The sequence below is a fragment of the Streptomyces sp. NRRL WC-3605 genome, from assembly GCF_001509795.1.
GTDB classification, from domain to species: Bacteria; Actinomycetota; Actinomycetes; order Streptomycetales; family Streptomycetaceae; genus Streptomyces; species Streptomyces viridochromogenes.
Genome location: NZ_LLZN01000099.1, coordinates 1 through 16,014, shown reverse-complemented (window position 1 = coordinate 16,014; position 16,014 = coordinate 1). Strand labels below are relative to the sequence as shown.

Genomic DNA, 16,014 nt, shown 5'->3' with positions numbered 1-16,014 from the left:
GGGTGCGGCTTGTTTCGCGGGTGCGGGTGAGTGGGGGTTGCTCGCGCAGTTCCCCGCGCCCCTGGAGGGGGTGGTCCGGGCCGGTGCGTTGTGTGCGGACCGTGGAGGTTGCTCGCGCAGTTCCCCGCGCCCCTGGCGGGGGTGGTCCGGGCCGGTGCTTTGTGTTCCCCGCGCGCCTGAGGGTGTGGCTTCGGCTCGCCGCCGGGCCGGTGAGTCTCCGGCCCGGCGTTGTCCCGTTGCGGCTAGTGGGCCGCCGATTCCCAGTCGGGGCCTGCGCCCACCGAGACGCCCAGGGGGACCCTGAGGTGGACGGCGTTCGACATTTCGCGGCGGACCAGCTCCTCCGCCGTCTCACGCTCGCCCGGGGCGATCTCCAGGACGATTTCGTCGTGGACCTGGAGGAGCATGCGGGAGGCGAGGCCGGACTCGCGCAGGGCCCGGTCCACGTTCAGCATGGCGATCTTGACGATGTCGGCCGCCGTGCCCTGGATGGGCGCGTTCAGCGCCATGCGCTCGGCCGCCTCGCGGCGCTGGCGGTTGTCGCTGTTGAGGTCGGGCAGGTAGCGGCGGCGGCCGAAGAGGGTCGCCGTGTACCCGGTGGCCCGTGCCTCGTCGACCGCGCGGCGCAGATAGTCGCGTACGCCGCCGAACCGCTCGAAGTACGCGTCCATCAGGGTGCGGGCCTCGGCCGCCTCGATGTTCAGCTGCTGGGAGAGGCCGAAGGCCGACAGCCCGTACGCGAGGCCGTACGACATCGCCTTGATCTTGCGGCGCATCTCCGCGTCCACGGCGGACGGCTCCACCGCGAAGACCTGGGAGGCCGCCGTGGTGTGCAGGTCCTCGCCGGAGGTGAACGCCTCGATCAGGCCCGCGTCCTCCGACAGGTGGGCCATCACGCGCAGCTCGATCTGGCTGTAGTCCGCGGTCATCAGGGACTCGAAGCCCTCGCCCACGACGAAGCCCCGGCGGATCGCGCGGCCCTCGTCGGTGCGGACCGGGATGTTCTGCAGGTTGGGGTCCGTGGAGGAGAGGCGGCCGGTGGCGGCGACGGTCTGGTTGAACGTCGTGTGGATGCGGCCGTCCGTGGCGATCGTCTTGATCAGGCCCTCGACCGTGACCCGCAGCTTCGCCTGCTCACGGTGGCGGAGCATGATCACCGGCAGTTCGTTGTCCGTCTGGCCGGCGAGCCAGGCCAGGGCGTCGGCGTCGGTGGTGTAGCCGGTCTTGGTCTTCTTGGTCTTGGGCAGCGCCAGCTCGCCGAAGAGGACCTCCTGGAGCTGCTTGGGCGAGCCCAGGTTGAACTCGTGCCCGGCCGCCGCGTGCGCCTCCTTCACGGCCTGCTGCACGGCGCCCGCGAACATCTGCTCCATGGCCTCCAGGTGGGCCCGGTCCGCCGCGATGCCGTGCCGCTCCATGCGGGCGAGCAGGGCGGAGGTCGGCAGCTCCATGTCGCGCAGCAGCTCGGCGGCGCCGACCTCCTCGAGGCGGCCCTCGAAGGCCTCGCCCAGGTCGAGGACGGTACGGGCCTGGATCATGAGCGCCTCGGCCTCGGCGCCCTCGTCCGCTCCGAAGGCCAGCTGCCCGTCGGCCGTGGCGGCGGGCGCCAGCTCGCGGTGCAGGTACTCCAGGGACAGCGCGTCCAGATCGAAGGAGCGGCGGCCCGGCTTGACCAGGTAGGCGGCGAGCGCGGTGTCCATGCGGACGCCCTCGATGCTCCAGCCGTGCTCGGCGAAGACCCGCATGGCGCCCTTGGCGTTGTGGAAGACCTTGGGCCGCTCGGCGTCCGCGAGCCAGCCGGCGAACGCCCGCTCGTCGGCCTCGTCCAGCTGTGAGGGGTCGAACCAGGCGGCCGCGCCGCCGTCCGCGGCCAGCGCGACCTCGGCGACCGAGCCGGTGCCGAGGGCCCAGGTGTCGACGGTGGCCACGCCGAGCGCCCCGCCGGCGTGCTCCGCCAGCCAGGGAGCCAGCTCTCCGGTGCCGAGGACGGTGCCGTCCAGGGCGACGCCCTCGGTGGAGATCGGCGTGGTCTCGGCCTCCTCGGCGCCCGGGTCGACGCCGAAGAGCCGCTCGCGCAGCGACGGGTTCCGGATCTCCAGGGTGTCGAGGATCATCGCGACGGCCTTGCGGTCGTACGGCTCGCGCGCGAGGTCGGTGACGGTCTTCGGCAGCTCGACCTGCCGCTCCAGCTCGGTGAGGCGGCGGTTGAGCTTGACGGCCTCCAGGTGCTCGCGGAGGTTCTGCCCGGCCTTGCCCTTGACCTCCTCGACGCGCTCGACCAGGTCCGCGAAGGACCCGAACTGGTTGATCCACTTCGCGGCGGTCTTCTCGCCGACGCCGGGGATGCCCGGCAGGTTGTCCGACGGGTCGCCGCGCAGGGCCGCGAAGTCAGGGTACTGGGCGGGGGTCAGGCCGTACTTCTCGACGACCTTCTCCGGCGTGAACCGGGTCAGCTCGGAGACGCCCTTGGTCGGGTACAGCACGGTGGTGTGCTCGCTGACCAGCTGGAACGAGTCGCGGTCGCCGGTGACGATCAGCACCTCGAAACCGGCGGCCTCGGCCTGGGTGGCGAGCGTGGCGATCACGTCGTCGGCCTCGAAGCCCTCGACGGCGAACCGGGAGACGCGCATCGCGTCCAGCAGCTCCCCGATCAGCTCGACCTGGCCCTTGAACTCGTCCGGGGTCTTGGAGCGGTTCGCCTTGTACTCCGTGAACTCCTCGGAGCGCCAGGTCTTGCGGGAGACGTCGAACGCCACGGCAAAGTGGGTGGGCGCCTCGTCACGCAGCGTGTTGGCCAGCATCGACGCGAAGCCGTAGATCGCGTTCGTCGGCTGGCCCGTCGCCGTCGTGAAGTTCTCCGCGGGCAGCGCGAAGAAGGCGCGGTAGGCCAGCGAGTGCCCGTCCATGAGCATCAGGCGGGGCCGGCCGCCGCCGGGGGTGCTGTCGGTCTGCTTCGATGCTGTCTCTGCCACGCCCCCGATCCTGCCACGCCCCACTGACAGCCGGGCCCCGCCGGGGTGCCGCCCGGGCGCTCCCGGCACCGTGCGGGGCCCGAACACCCGCTCCCCGCAGGGCCGGTTCCGCGTGCGAGGATCGGAGACGTAGCTCACACGTGTACACGAAGGAGAGTGCGCGATGGCCAGCAAGCCGCCCACGGGTGATCCGGTCCAGGACGCGCCCGAGGTCGCCGGGCCCCAGCACGCGGCGGCGGGCCTGCCCGCCATCGGCCACACCCTGCGGGTCGCGCAGCGCCAGATGGGGATCAAGCGCACCGCCCTGACCCTGCTGCGGGTCAACCAGAAGGACGGCTTCGACTGCCCGGGGTGCGCCTGGCCCGAGCCGGAGCACCGGCACACGGCGGAGTTCTGCGAGAACGGCGCGAAGGCGGTCGCCGAGGAGGCCACGCTGCGCCGGGTCACCCCGGAGTTCTTCGCCGCGCACCCCGTGGCCGACCTGGCGACGCGCAGCGGCTACTGGCTCGGGCAGCAGGGGCGGCTCACCCACCCCATGTACCTGCCGGAGGGCGGTACCCACTACGAGCCGGTGACCTGGGAGCGGGCCTTCGACATCGTCGCCGAGGAGCTCGCCGCGCTCGGCTCGCCCGACGAGGCCGTCTTCTACACCTCGGGCCGCACCAGCAACGAGGCGGCCTTCCTCTACCAGCTCTTCGCCCGCGAGCTCGGCACGAACAACCTGCCGGACTGCTCGAACATGTGCCACGAGTCGTCCGGTTCGGCGCTGTCGGAGACGATCGGCGTCGGCAAGGGCAGCGTCCTGCTGGAGGACCTGTACAAGGCGGAGCTGATCATCGTCGCCGGGCAGAACCCGGGGACGAACCATCCGCGGATGCTCTCCGCCCTGGAGAAGGCGAAGGCGAACGGCGCGCGGATCATCACCGTCAACCCGCTGCCCGAGGCCGGTCTGGAGCGGTTCAAGAACCCGCAGACCCCGCAGGGCATGATCAAGGGCGCCGCGCTCACCGATCTGTTCCTGCAGATCCGCATCGGCGGCGACCAGGCGCTGTTCCGGCTGCTGAACAAGCTGATCCTGGAGACCGAGGGCGCCGTCGACGACGACTTCGTCCGGGACCACACGCACGGCTTCGAGGAGTTCGCCGCGGCCGCCCGCGCCGCCGACTGGGACGAGACGCTGGCGGCGACGGGCCTCGCGCGCGAGGACGTCGACCGGGCGCTGGAGATGGTGCTGGCCTCACGGCGCACGGTGGTGTGCTGGGCGATGGGCCTGACCCAGCACAAGCACTCGGTGCCGACGATCCGGGAGATCGTCAACTTCCTCCTGCTGCGCGGCGACATCGGCCGCCCCGGCTCGGGCGTGTGCCCGGTGCGCGGTCACTCCAACGTGCAGGGCGACCGCACGATGGGCATCTTCGAACGGCCCGCGCCCGCCTTTTTGGAGGCCCTGGAGCGGGAGTTCGGGTTCGCGCCGCCGCGTGAGCACGGCCTGGACGTCGTCCGGGCCATCCGGGCGCTGCGCGACGGCGAGGCGAAGGTGTTCTTCGCGATGGGCGGCAACTTCGTGGCGGCCACGCCGGACACGGCCGTCACCGAGGCGGCCGTACGGCGGGCCCGGCTGACGGTGCACGTGTCGACGAAGCTGAACCGCAGCCACGCGGTCACGGGCGCGCGGGCGCTGATCCTGCCGACGCTGGGCCGTACCGAGCGCGATCTGCAGGGCGGCGGCGAGCAGTTCGTCACCGTCGAGGACTCCATGGGCATGGTGCACGCCTCCCGTGGACGCCTGGAGCCGGCGAGTGCGCACCTGCTGTCGGAGCCGGCGATCGTGTGCCGGCTGGCCCGCCGGGTGCTGGGCGAGAAGAGCCGTACGCCCTGGGAGGAGTTCGAGAAGGACTACGCGACGATCCGGGACCGTATCGCGCGGGTCGTCCCCGGCTTCGAGGACTTCAACGCGCGCGTGGCGCGTCCCGGCGGCTTCACGCTGCCGCACGCCCCGCGCGACGAGCGCCGCTTCCCGACGGCGACCGGCAGGGCCAACTTCACGGCGGCGCCGGTGGAGTACCCGGAGGTTCCCGAGGGGCGGCTGCTGCTGCAGACGCTGCGCTCGCACGACCAGTACAACACCACGATCTACGGTCTGGACGACCGCTACCGGGGCATCCGCAACGGCCGCCGGGTGGTGCTGGTCAACCCGGAGGACGCCCGGCGCCTCGGGGTCGCCGACGGGTCGTACGTGGATCTGGTCGGCGAGTGGAAGGACGGCGTGGAGCGGCGGGCGCCCGGGTTCCGGGTGGTCGCCTACCCGACGGCGCGGGGCTGCGCGGCGGCCTACTACCCGGAGACCAACGTGCTGGTGCCGCTGGACGCCACCGCCGACACCAGCAACACCCCGGCCAGCAAGTCCGTGATCGTGCGTCTGGAACAATCGGCGACCGACTGAGCGTTTGCTCAGGCGGTGTCACCACGCCACCGAGTGATCACGACGAACGGAGCCGGGCCCATGGGCGAGCAGCAGCACGTGAAGTTCCCGCAGGAGGTCATCGACGAGTACGCCGCGCTCGGCGTCGATCTTCAGGCCCTGTTCTCGGCCGGGCACCTCGGCACGCGCATGGGCGTTCAGATCGTGGAGGCGTCCGCCGAGCGGGTCGTAGGGACGATGCCGGTGGAGGGCAACACCCAGCCGTACGGCCTGCTGCACGGCGGCGCGTCCGCGGTGCTCGCCGAGACGCTCGGCTCGGTGGGGTCCATGCTGCACGGCGGCACGTCCAAGATCGCGGTGGGTGTGGACCTGAACTGCACCCACCACCGGGGCGCCCGCTCCGGCCTCGTGACCGGTGTCGCCACACCGCTGCACCGGGGCCGCTCGACGGCGACGTACGAGATCGTGGTCAGCGACGAGCAGGGGCGGCGGGTGTGCACCGCGCGGCTGACCTGCATGCTGCGGGACGTGAACCCCGGCGACGCGGAGCGGGTCCGCCCGGCGGAGTGACGGAGGGTCAACTCTCCTTTGCCACCCCGCCGTTGATCCCGGCCGTGCGGCGGAATACGGTCGGGGCATGACCAAGGCAGGGGTGTGCCGCAGGGGGGCCGCGCTCGGACTGGTCCTGCTGGCCGCCTGCTCGGCGGGCGGCTGCGGGGGCCCGGGCGCGGAGCCCTCCCCGGCGGGCGTCCCGGCGAGCGGCGACTCCCCCTCCCCCACGGCGACTTCACCGGCCGAGCTGTGCACGCGGATCATCGCGTACTGGTCGCGCCGGGCGCTGAAGGGCGACACCTACGGCGACTACCAGTCGATGGGGCTGTCCGACGGGCAGTACGAGATCCTCCGCGCGGTGGTCGACGAAGCCCGCGCCGAGCGCGAGCGCGCCGGTGACGCGGCGGCCGGCCGGATCGTCGACCGCCGTGCGCGGGCGGCCTGCGAGAAGCGGTACCGGGACGGCGGACCCACCGGAGGCCCATGGGGCTGAGGAGCGAAATCAAGAATTCCATTTTCATGCCCCCTACACGAATAAGGGGAGGCGCGCCGGACCTCTTTCACCCGGGTAACTCTGCGTAATACGGCTGCAATAAACGGCGTCCCGTCCACCGTGGCCCGACGCTTCGCCATGGACCCCCGCGAGGCCGCCGGTAGCCCTCGACAACGAATGCGGTCATCACCAAAACCCCTGAACACTAATGAAGAAGCTACGCGCGAACGCTGCGGGTTCTCACTATGTGGACAGGGCGAATCGGCCGGAAATCCGCTCTTCCCCCCACGCAGTACCGCTCAGGGATACCGCGTGTCATAACAAGAGCGTCACAGCCTTGGTCAGAGCCTCCTCCATGTTCCCCACCCGCGCTTAGAGTCACGGCCAGTCACCGAGCCATCGGATTCGAAGTCACTTCGTCCCCAGCGCTCGACTCGGCGCGTTCCATGGGGAACCGCCGTGCCAGGGAAAGGACCTGATTCGTGCGTCAACGTTCGATCATCGCCATTACCGCCGCGCTCGCGGCGGGATCGCTGACACTCACGGCTTGTGGGTCGCGTGACGACGACGGCGGCAGCAGCAACGGCGACAAGACCACAGTTGTGATCGGCCTCGACGCCCCGCTGTCCGGCGACCTGTCCGCGCTCGGCCTCGGCATGAAGAACTCCGCGGACCTGGCCGCCAAGACGGCCAACAAGAAGGAGTTCGTCAAGGGCGTCGAGTTCAAGATCGAGGCCCTGGACGACCAGGCTCAGCCGTCCGTCGGCCAGCAGAACGCCCAGAAGTTCATCAGCAACAAGGACGTCCTCGGCGTCGTCGGCCCGCTGAACTCCAGCGTCTCCCAGCAGATGCAGAAGCCGCTCAACGACGCCGGCCTCACCCAGGTCTCCCCGGCCAACACCGGCACCGAGCTGACCCAGGGCGACGGCTGGAAGACCGGCGACTCGGTCCGCCAGTTCAAGACCTTCTTCCGCACCGCCACCACGGACGAGATCCAGGGCGCCTTCGCCGCGGACTACCTGTACAACAAGGCGAAGCTCAGCAAGGTCTACCTGATCGACGACCAGAAGACCTACGGCGCCGGCCTCGCCGCGTCCTTCAAGGCGAACTTCACCAAGTTCGGCGGCAAGATCGTGGGCACGGACCACATCAACCCCGACGACCGTGACTTCAACGCCGTGGTCGCCAAGATCAAGAAGACCGGCGCCCAGGCCCTGTACTACGGCGGCGAGTACCCGGCCGCCGGCCCGCTGAGCCAGCAGCTCAAGGACAGCGGCCAGAAGATCCCGCTCATGGGCGGCGACGGCATCTACTCCGGCGAGTTCCCGAAGCTGAACAAGAAGGCCGAGGGCGACCTCGCGACCTCCGTCGGCCGGCCCGTCGAGCAGCTCCCCTCCGCCAAGACCTTCATCGCGGACTACAAGGCCGCGGGCTACGAGGACGACTACGAGGCCTACGGCGGCCTGACCTACGACGCCACCTGGGCCATCATCGAGGCCGTCAAGCTGGCGGTCGAGGGCAACGACGGCAAGGTCCCGTCCGACGGCCGCAAGGCGGTCCTGGACGGAATGGCCAAGGTCAAGTTCGACGGCGTCACCGGCACCATCTCGTTCGACGAGTTCGGTGACACCACGAACCACACCATGACCGCCTACAAGATCAAGGACAACGCCTGGGCGCCCGAGTTCAGCGGCGAGCCCAAGCTCGGCTGACGAAGGACGAGTCAGAGAACCCATCCAACTCACACATTGATCCAGGCCGCGCGGGAAGCGCCCACCAGCGCTCCCCGCGCGGCGCCATATCCGAACCACTCCACGGAGGCCCTGCGGTGCACGAACTGCCGCAACAGCTGGCCAATGGACTCATCCTCGGCGCGATGTACGGACTCATCGCGATCGGCTACACGATGGTCTACGGCATCGTCCAGCTCATCAACTTCGCCCACGGCGAGATCTTCATGGTCGGGGGCTTCGGGGCCCTCACCGTCTGGATGGTCCTCCCCGACGGCTTCGGCCTCGGGGCGGCGATCCCCCTCATGATCATCGGCGGTGTCCTCGTCTCGGTCGCCGTCGGCACCGCGGCGGAACGGTTCGCCTACCGTCCCCTGCGCACCGCACCCCGCCTGGCGCCCCTCATCACCGCGATCGGTCTGTCCATCGTCCTGCAGCAGGCCGTATGGATGTGGTTCCCCGACGCCAAGAAGGACGTCCCCTTCCCCCGCTTCCAGGGCGACCCCGTCGAGATCCTCGGCGCCAACATCCAGCGCGGCGACATCTTCGTCCTCATAGCCGCCCCGCTCTGCATGATCGCCCTCGGCCTGTTCGTCAACAAGACGCGCTCCGGCCGCGGCATGCAGGCCACCGCCCAGGACCCCGACACCGCCAAGCTCATGGGCATCAACACCGACCGCATCATCGTCATGGCCTTCGCCATCGGTGCCGCGTTCGCCGCCGTCGCGGCCGTCGCCTACGGCCTCAAGAACGGCCAGGTCGGCTTCCGCATGGGCTTCCTGATGGGCCTCAAGGCCTTCACCGCCGCCGTCCTCGGCGGCATCGGCAACATCTACGGCGCCATGCTCGGCGGCCTCGTCCTCGGCGTCGCCGAATCCCTCGCCACCGGCTACATCGGCGAGATCCCCGGCATGGACCTCTTCGGCGGCGGCGCCTGGAAGGACGTGTGGGCGTTCAGCCTCCTCATCCTCGTCCTGCTGTTCAGGCCACAGGGCCTGCTCGGCGAACGCGTCGCGGATCGGGCGTGATACCCATGACCACCGACATCCCCATGGACAAGACCACCGACACCACCACCAAGGTGTCCACCCCCGAAGCCACCCCGATCATCCCGCTGCCGCACGCCGCGGCCCGCGGACTCACGGTCGCCGGCTCCGCCCTCGCCCTCATAGGCACCTTCCTCGCCTGGACCTGGACCGACGAGTTCCCGGGCAACCTGACCGTCACCGGCTACCCCGGCGGCCTCCAGGTCCTCACCCTCGTCGGCTCCCTGCTGACCCTCCTGTTCGCGCTCGCCGGCTACGGCATCCGCGGACTGGGCTGGCTCACCCCCGGCGGCAAGAACAGCCCCGTCCTGCTCGCCGCCCTCGGCGTGCTCGGCGTCACCGGCTACGCCATGGGCGCCATCGCGCAGGAACTCGGCGGCCTCGTCAACCTGGAACCCGGCGCCTGGGTCTCCGGCATCGGCGCACTCGTCGCCGTCGTCGGCGCCCTCGGCCTCCCCGTCGACCAGCCCTACGACGCCGCCGACCCCCACCCCCACCTGTGGGGCCGCGTCCGCCACGCGCTCACCGCCCCCGAGCCCGGCCGCGCCAAGGACCTCCCCTCCTGGCTGGAGATCCTGATCATCGCCGCCGGCTTCGGCGTCGGCCTGTACGTCTTCGCGTACGGCATCAGCACCGAGTACTCCGAGCTGTTCATCGGCTTCCTCGTCCTCGCGGCCTTCGGCTTCACCGCCGTCACCCGTGCCGGACTGCTGAAGCGGCTCTCCGCACTCACCGCCAAGCACCGCAACGTCACCCTCGGCGCGGCGTTCGCGGCGGCGATCTGCTTCCCCTTCACCCAGACCAACGACCAGTTCGCCCTCATCGGCGCGAACATCCTGATCTTCGCCACGGTCGCCCTGGGCCTCAACGTCGTCGTCGGCCTCGCCGGCCTCCTCGACCTCGGCTACGTCGCCTTCCTCGGCGTCGGCGCCTACGCCGCCGCCCTGGTGTCCGGCTCCCCCGCCTCCACCATCGGCGTCACCTTCCCGTTCTGGGCCGCCGTCCTCACCGGCGCCGTCGCCTCGCTGATCTTCGGCGTCGTCATCGGCGCACCGACCCTGCGACTGCGCGGCGACTACCTCGCCATCGTGACGCTCGGCTTCGGTGAGATCTTCCGCATCACCATGAACAACCTGAACGGCAACAGCGGACCGGACGTCACCAACGGCTCCAACGGCATCCCGCAGATCCCCGACCTGGAGATCTTCGGCTTCAACCTCGGAGTCCCGCACGACGTCCTCGGCCACGAGCTCACCCGCTCCGCCAACTACTACCTGCTGATGCTGGTGTTCACGATCATCGTCGTGATGGTGTTCCGCCGCTCCGCGGAATCCCGCATCGGCCGCGCCTGGGTCGCCATCCGCGAGGACGAGACCGCCGCCACCGCCATGGGCATCAACGGCTTCCGCCTGAAGCTCCTCGCCTTCGCGCTCGGCGCCTGCCTCGCCGGCCTCGCCGGCACCGTCCAGGCCCACGTGTCCTACAGCGTCACCCCCGAGCAGTACCAGTTCGCCGGCCCCGTGCCGCCCAACTCGGCCTTCCTGCTCGCCGCCGTCATCCTCGGCGGCATGGGCACCATCAGCGGACCGCTGATCGGCGCGGCACTGCTCTACCTCATCCCGGCCAAGCTCCAGTTCATGGCCGAGTACCAGCTGCTGCTCTTCGGTATCGCCCTGATGCTCCTGATGCGCTTCCGCCCCGAGGGCCTGGTCGCCGACCGCAGGAAGCAGCTCGAATTCCACGAGACCGGACAGCTCGACGTACCGGAGGACAAGCCATTGCCCGAAGGCGCGACCGGCGTCGCGAAGGCAGGGGCGTGACCGCCATGACCACCACCACGACCGCACCCACCACCACGACGGTGCTCGACGCCAGCGGCGTCACCATGCGCTTCGGCGGCCTCACCGCCGTCCGCAGCGTCGACCTCACCGTCAACACCGGCGAGATCGTCGGCCTCATCGGCCCCAACGGCGCCGGCAAGACGACCTTCTTCAACTGCCTCACCGGCCTCTACGTGCCGACCGAGGGCAAGGTCGCCTACAAGGGCACCGTCCTGCCGCCCAAGCCGCACCTGGTCACCCAGGCCGGCATCGCCCGGACCTTCCAGAACATCCGGCTCTTCGCCAACATGACCGTTCTGGAGAACGTCCTCGTCGGACGGCACACCCGCACCAAGGAGGGCCTCTGGTCCGCCCTGCTGCGCCTGCCCGGCTTCCGGAAGGCCGAAGAGGCGTCCCGCGAACGGGCCATGGAACTCCTCGAGTTCACCGGCCTCGCCGCCAAGGCCGACCACCTCGCCCGCAACCTGCCCTACGGCGAACAGCGGAAGCTGGAGATCGCCCGGGCCCTCGCGAGCGAGCCCGGCCTGCTCCTCCTCGACGAACCCACCGCCGGCATGAACCCCCAGGAGACCCGCGCGGCCGAGGAGCTCATCTTCGCCATCCGGGACCAGGGCATCGCCGTCCTCGTCATCGAGCACGACATCCGGTTCATCATGAACCTCTGCGACCGGGTCGCCGTGCTCGTCCAGGGCGAGAAGATCGTCGAAGGCCCCGCCGAGGTCGTCCAGGCCGACGAGCGCGTCATCGCCGCCTACCTCGGCGAGCCCTTCGAGGGCGCGCCCGGTGCCGCCGAAGCCGCCGAGGTCGAGGCCGCGGAGGGCGACGCGCACAGCACCACGGAAGGGGACGACAAGTGACCGCACTGCTCGAGGTCGAGGACCTCAGAGTCGCCTACGGCAAGATCGAGGCCGTCAAGGGCATCTCGTTCAAGGTCGAAGCGGGCGAGGTCGTCACCCTCATCGGCACCAACGGCGCCGGGAAGACCACCACCCTGCGCACCCTGTCGGGCCTCCTCCAGCCGCTGTCCGGCGACATCAAGTTCGACGGCAGATCGCTGAAGAAGATCCCCGCCCACAAGGTCGTCTCACTGGGACTCGCCCACTCCCCCGAGGGGCGGCACATCTTCCCCCGCATGACGATCGAGGACAACCTCCGTCTCGGCGCCTTCCTCCGCAACGACAAGGACGGCATCGAGAAGGACATCCAGCGCGCCTACGACCTCTTCGCCATCCTCGGGGAACGCCGCAAGCAGGCCGCGGGCACCCTCTCCGGCGGCGAGCAGCAGATGCTCGCCATGGGGCGGGCGCTGATGTCCCGGCCGAAGCTGCTCATGCTCGACGAGCCCAGCATGGGTCTCTCGCCGATCATGATGCAGAAGATCATGGCGACCATCCAGGAGCTCAAGGCCTCCGGCACCACCATCCTGCTCATCGAGCAGAACGCCCAGGCCGCCCTCTCCCTGGCCGACCACGGCCACGTCATGGAGGTCGGCAAGATCGTCCTCTCCGGCTCCGGGCAGGACCTCCTGCACGACGAGTCGGTGCGCAAGGCGTACCTCGGCGAGGACTGACGCCCTCACCATCTGAGGCCCGTGCCCCCCGGTCAGGGGCACGGGCCTCAGTCATGCGCTCAAGCGGGCGGATCAGCCCTTGGCGGCCTTCTTCTCCTCGGCGTCCTGGATCACGGCCTCGGCGACCTGCTGCATCGACATCCGGCGGTCCATCGACGTCTTCTGGATCCAGCGGAACGCGGCCGGCTCGGTCAGGCCGTACTGCGTCTGCAGGACGGACTTCGCCCGGTCCACCAGCTTGCGGGTCTCCAGGCGCTGGCTGAGGTCCGCGACCTCCTTCTCCAGTTCCTTCAGCTCCGTGAACCGCGAGACGGCCATCTCGATCGCCGGGACGACGTCGCTCTTGCTGAACGGCTTCACCAGGTACGCCATGGCGCCGGCGTCGCGGGCGCGCTCCACGAGGTCGCGCTGCGAGAACGCCGTCAGCATCAGCACCGGCGCGATGCTCTCCTCGGCGATCTTCTCGGCCGCCGAGATGCCGTCGAGCTTCGGCATCTTCACATCGAGGATGACGAGGTCGGGCCGGTGCTCGCGCGCCAGCTCGACGGCCTGCTCACCGTCACCGGCCTCACCGACGACGGTGTACCCCTCCTCCTCGAGCATCTCTTTGAGGTCGAGCCGGATCAGGGCCTCGTCCTCGGCGATGACGACACGGGTCGTCAGCGGAGGCACGTGCGACTTGTCGTCGTCGGGCGCGTCCACGGGCTGGGGCGACTCGGGGGCGGTCACGGGGGCTCCTCGTTCAGGGGCATGGGTGGTGCTGACAAGAGCCTACCTAGCTACGGTAAGGTGGACGGGCAGCGGGTCGAGGTCAACCTTCGATTCACCGGGCCCCGGTAGCCCAATTGGCAGCAGGCAATGGATTCAAAACCCATACAGTGTCGGTTCGAGTCCGACCCGGGGCACTTTTCCTTCGATTCGAAGGTCGTAATTCAGATGCGGATGTCCACGTTCTCGTGAAGATCCGCTTTTTGCTGCGTGCCGGCCCGACCCTTCTCCCAGGGGGCCGTATGTACGACCTCAGCACACGCAAGCGGGCCTTGGTCTTGGTCCCGCCGACGACGCCGCGTACGCCTATCCACTGGGCCTCCATCTCGGCGCCGGGTACTGACCGTCAGTTCGGGGTGTCGTCCTCGCCGATGTGGTGGACGCGGACCAGGTTGGTCGCGCCGGTGACTCCCGGTGGGGAGCCTGCCGTGATGACGACCGTGTCGCCCTTCTGGCAGCGGCCGTACTGGAGGAGCAGTTCGTCCACCTGGTCGACCATCGCGTCCGTGGAGTCCACGTGCGGTCCGAGGAACGTCTCCACGCCCCACGTCAGGTTGAGCTGGGACCGCGTGGCCGGTTCGGGGGTGAAGGCGAGGAGGGGGATCGGGGAGCGGTAGCGGGAGAGGCGGCGGGCGGTGTCGCCGGACCGGGTGAAGGCGACGAGGAACCGGGCGCCGAGGAAGTCGCCGATCTCGGCGGCCGCGCGGGCGACGGCGCCGCCCTGGGTGCGGGGTTTGTCGCGTTCGGTCAGCGGGGGCAGCCCTTGGGCGAGGAGGTCCTCCTCGGCGGCTTCGACGATCCTCGCCATGGTGCGGACGGTCTCGAGGGGGTGTTTGCCGACGCTGGTCTCGCCGGAGAGCATCACGGCGTCGGTGCCGTCGATGACGGCGTTGGCCACGTCGGACGCCTCGGCCCGGGTGGGGCGGGAGTGGTCGATCATGGAGTCGAGCATCTGGGTGGCGACGATGACGGGCTTGGCGTTGCGCCGGGCCAGTTTGATCGCGCGCTTCTGGACGATCGGCACCTGTTCGAGCGGCATCTCCACGCCGAGGTCGCCACGGGCGACCATGATGCCGTCGAAGGCGGCCACGATGTCGTCGAGGGCGTCGACGGCCTGCGGTTTCTCGATCTTGGCGATGACGGGGAGGCGGCGGCCCTCGTCGTCCATGATGCGGTGGACGTCGTCGATGTCGCGGCCGGAGCGGACGAAGGAGAGGGCGATGACGTCGAAGCCGGTGCGCAGGGCCCAGCGCAGATCGTCCTCGTCCTTGTCGGAGAGGGCGGGGACGGAGACGGCGACGCCGGGGAGGTTGAGGCCCTTGTGGTCGGAGACGATGCCGCCCTCGACGACGGTGGTGCGGACGCGGGGGCCGTCGACGTCGGTGACCTCGAGGCAGACCTTGCCGTCGTCGACGAGGACGCGTTCGCCGGGGGTGACGTCGGCGGCGAGGCCGGCGTAGGTGGTGGAGCACTGGTGGCGGTCGCCCTCGGCGTCGGGGTCGACGGTGAGGGTGAAGGTGTCGCCGCGTTCGAGGAGTACGGGTCCTTCGGTGAAGCGGCCGAGCCGGATCTTCGGTCCTTGAAGGTCGGCGAGGAGGCCGACGCTGTGCCCGGTCTCGTCGGATGCCTTGCGGACCTGCTGGTAGCGCTCCTCGTGCTCGGCGTGGGTGCCGTGGCTGAGGTTGAACCGGGCGATGTCCATTCCGGCCTCGACCAGTGCCTTTATACGGTCGTAGGTGTCGGTGGCGGGGCCCAGGGTGCAGACGATCTTGGCTCGGCGCATGGTTCGACCCTATGACTTACCGGCGGGTAGAGAATTGGCCGCGTGTGACGACCCAACGACCCTTGCATGAAGGGTTATTGACAAGAGTTGAATTGTGCGGCGGGGTGCTCCGATGAGCAATCCCGGGGCACCCCATCGGGGGACTCGACGATTTCACGAGGTCTCACAGCCGGGGTGGGGTCATGGTGAAGCGTGCGTCGACGCGGGCGACGACGTGCTGGCGCTGGGGTTCGAGGTCGAGCGGGGCGGCGGGCGCGTCCTCGGCGACCGCGTAGGCGAGGGAGCGGGTGCGGCCGGCGCGGGGCGGTGCGGGGCTGTCGGCGCCGGTGTCGGTGTCGGCGAGTTCGAGGAGGGCGGCGAGGCCGGCTCCGAGGGCTTCGGCGTATTCGCGGGCGCGCTGGACGGCCTCGTGGACGGCCTGCCGGCGGGCCTGCCGGTGGGCGGGTGAGTCGGGGCGCAGGGCCCACCAGGGGCCGTCGACGCGGGTGAGGTCCAAGTCGGCGAGGCGGGTGGTGAGTTCGCCGAGGGCGGTGAAGTCGTTGAGGTCGGCGGTGAGGTGGACGCTGCCGTGGTGGGCGTGGACGCGTTCGCCGCGGCCCTTGTCCTTCAGTTCGGGGCTGAGGGTGAGGGCGCCGGTCTCCAGGTGTTCGACGGCGTCGCCGTAGCTCTTGAGGAGGTCGAGGACGGCGGCGTTGCGCCGGGTGAGGTCGTCGAGGGCGGTGCGGCGGTCCTTGCCGCGGGAGGTGACGGTGACGCCGATGCGGGCGATCTCGGGTTCGACTTCGAGGTGGGCCTCGCCGCGGACGGCGATGAGGGGGGCGGCGGGGGTTCCGTAGGGGG

12 protein-coding genes and 1 tRNA gene are annotated in these 16,014 nt (G+C 70.1%); 9 read left to right on the top strand and 4 right to left on the bottom strand.

All coding sequences use genetic code 11. The features are described 5' to 3' along the window. Positions 1-242: 242 nt before the first annotated feature. Positions 243-2,969, bottom strand: a complete 2,727-nt coding sequence (polA, locus tag ADL34_RS31125) for a DNA polymerase I (protein WP_062674767.1) — start codon at positions 2,967-2,969, stop codon at positions 243-245. Positions 2,970-3,132: 163 nt separating this feature from the next. On the opposite strand from polA, the gene ADL34_RS31120 reads away from it, so the two are divergent. The 8 genes from ADL34_RS31120 (at position 3,133) to ADL34_RS31085 (ending at position 12,623) form a co-directional block, all read left to right on the top strand. Beyond that, positions 3,133-5,412, top strand: a complete 2,280-nt coding sequence (locus tag ADL34_RS31120; protein ID WP_062674768.1) for an FdhF/YdeP family oxidoreductase — start codon at positions 3,133-3,135, stop codon at positions 5,410-5,412. Positions 5,413-5,472: 60 nt separating this feature from the next. Then, entirely contained in the window at positions 5,473-5,961 is a 489-nt protein-coding gene (locus ADL34_RS31115; protein ID WP_062674770.1) for a hotdog fold thioesterase, read from the top strand. A 67-nt stretch (positions 5,962-6,028) separates the two neighbouring features. Then, positions 6,029-6,436 carry a hypothetical protein gene (locus ADL34_RS31110; protein WP_062674772.1) on the top strand — a complete coding sequence of 136 codons (408 nt, stop codon included), beginning with the start codon at positions 6,029-6,031 and terminating at the stop codon, positions 6,434-6,436. Positions 6,437-6,918: 482 nt separating this feature from the next. Continuing rightward, positions 6,919-8,148 carry a branched-chain amino acid ABC transporter substrate-binding protein gene (locus ADL34_RS31105; protein WP_400092653.1) on the top strand — a complete coding sequence of 410 codons (1,230 nt, stop codon included), beginning with the start codon at positions 6,919-6,921 and terminating at the stop codon, positions 8,146-8,148. 116 nt (positions 8,149-8,264) lie between these two features. Continuing rightward, entirely contained in the window at positions 8,265-9,194 is a 930-nt protein-coding gene (locus tag ADL34_RS31100) for a branched-chain amino acid ABC transporter permease (protein ID WP_062674774.1), read from the top strand. Between the two features lie 23 nt (positions 9,195-9,217). Beyond that, positions 9,218-11,032, top strand: coding sequence for a branched-chain amino acid ABC transporter permease (locus ADL34_RS31095; RefSeq protein WP_062674802.1), 1,815 nt, complete (start codon positions 9,218-9,220; stop codon positions 11,030-11,032). A 5-nt stretch (positions 11,033-11,037) separates the two neighbouring features. Beyond that, complete coding sequence (locus ADL34_RS31090) at positions 11,038-11,910, top strand: ABC transporter ATP-binding protein (RefSeq protein ID WP_062674801.1); 873 nt, start codon at positions 11,038-11,040, stop codon at positions 11,908-11,910. Next, the gene (locus ADL34_RS31085; RefSeq protein WP_062674775.1) at positions 11,907-12,623 is read left to right on the top strand and encodes an ABC transporter ATP-binding protein; all 717 of its coding nucleotides are present in this window, start codon (positions 11,907-11,909) and stop codon (positions 12,621-12,623) included. Before ADL34_RS31090 ends, ADL34_RS31085 begins: the two co-directional genes overlap by 4 nt. Positions 12,624-12,695: 72 nt before the next feature. Here the strand turns inward: ADL34_RS31085 and ADL34_RS31080 are convergent, their stop codons facing one another. Continuing rightward, entirely contained in the window at positions 12,696-13,352 is a 657-nt protein-coding gene (locus ADL34_RS31080) for an ANTAR domain-containing response regulator (RefSeq protein ID WP_055621537.1), read from the bottom strand. A 101-nt stretch (positions 13,353-13,453) separates the two neighbouring features. Here ADL34_RS31080 and ADL34_RS31075 point away from each other — a divergent pair. After that, positions 13,454-13,528: transfer RNA gene (locus ADL34_RS31075), tRNA-Leu, on the top strand. Positions 13,529-13,737: 209 nt separating this feature from the next. Here ADL34_RS31075 and pyk read toward each other — a convergent pair. Both pyk and ADL34_RS31065 read right to left on the bottom strand, forming a co-directional pair. Next, complete coding sequence (gene pyk / locus ADL34_RS31070) at positions 13,738-15,174, bottom strand: pyruvate kinase (protein ID WP_062674777.1); 1,437 nt, start codon at positions 15,172-15,174, stop codon at positions 13,738-13,740. 163 nt (positions 15,175-15,337) lie between these two features. Continuing rightward, a partial coding sequence (locus ADL34_RS31065; RefSeq protein ID WP_062739841.1) for an SIMPL domain-containing protein occupies positions 15,338-16,014 on the bottom strand: 677 nt, incomplete at its 5' end.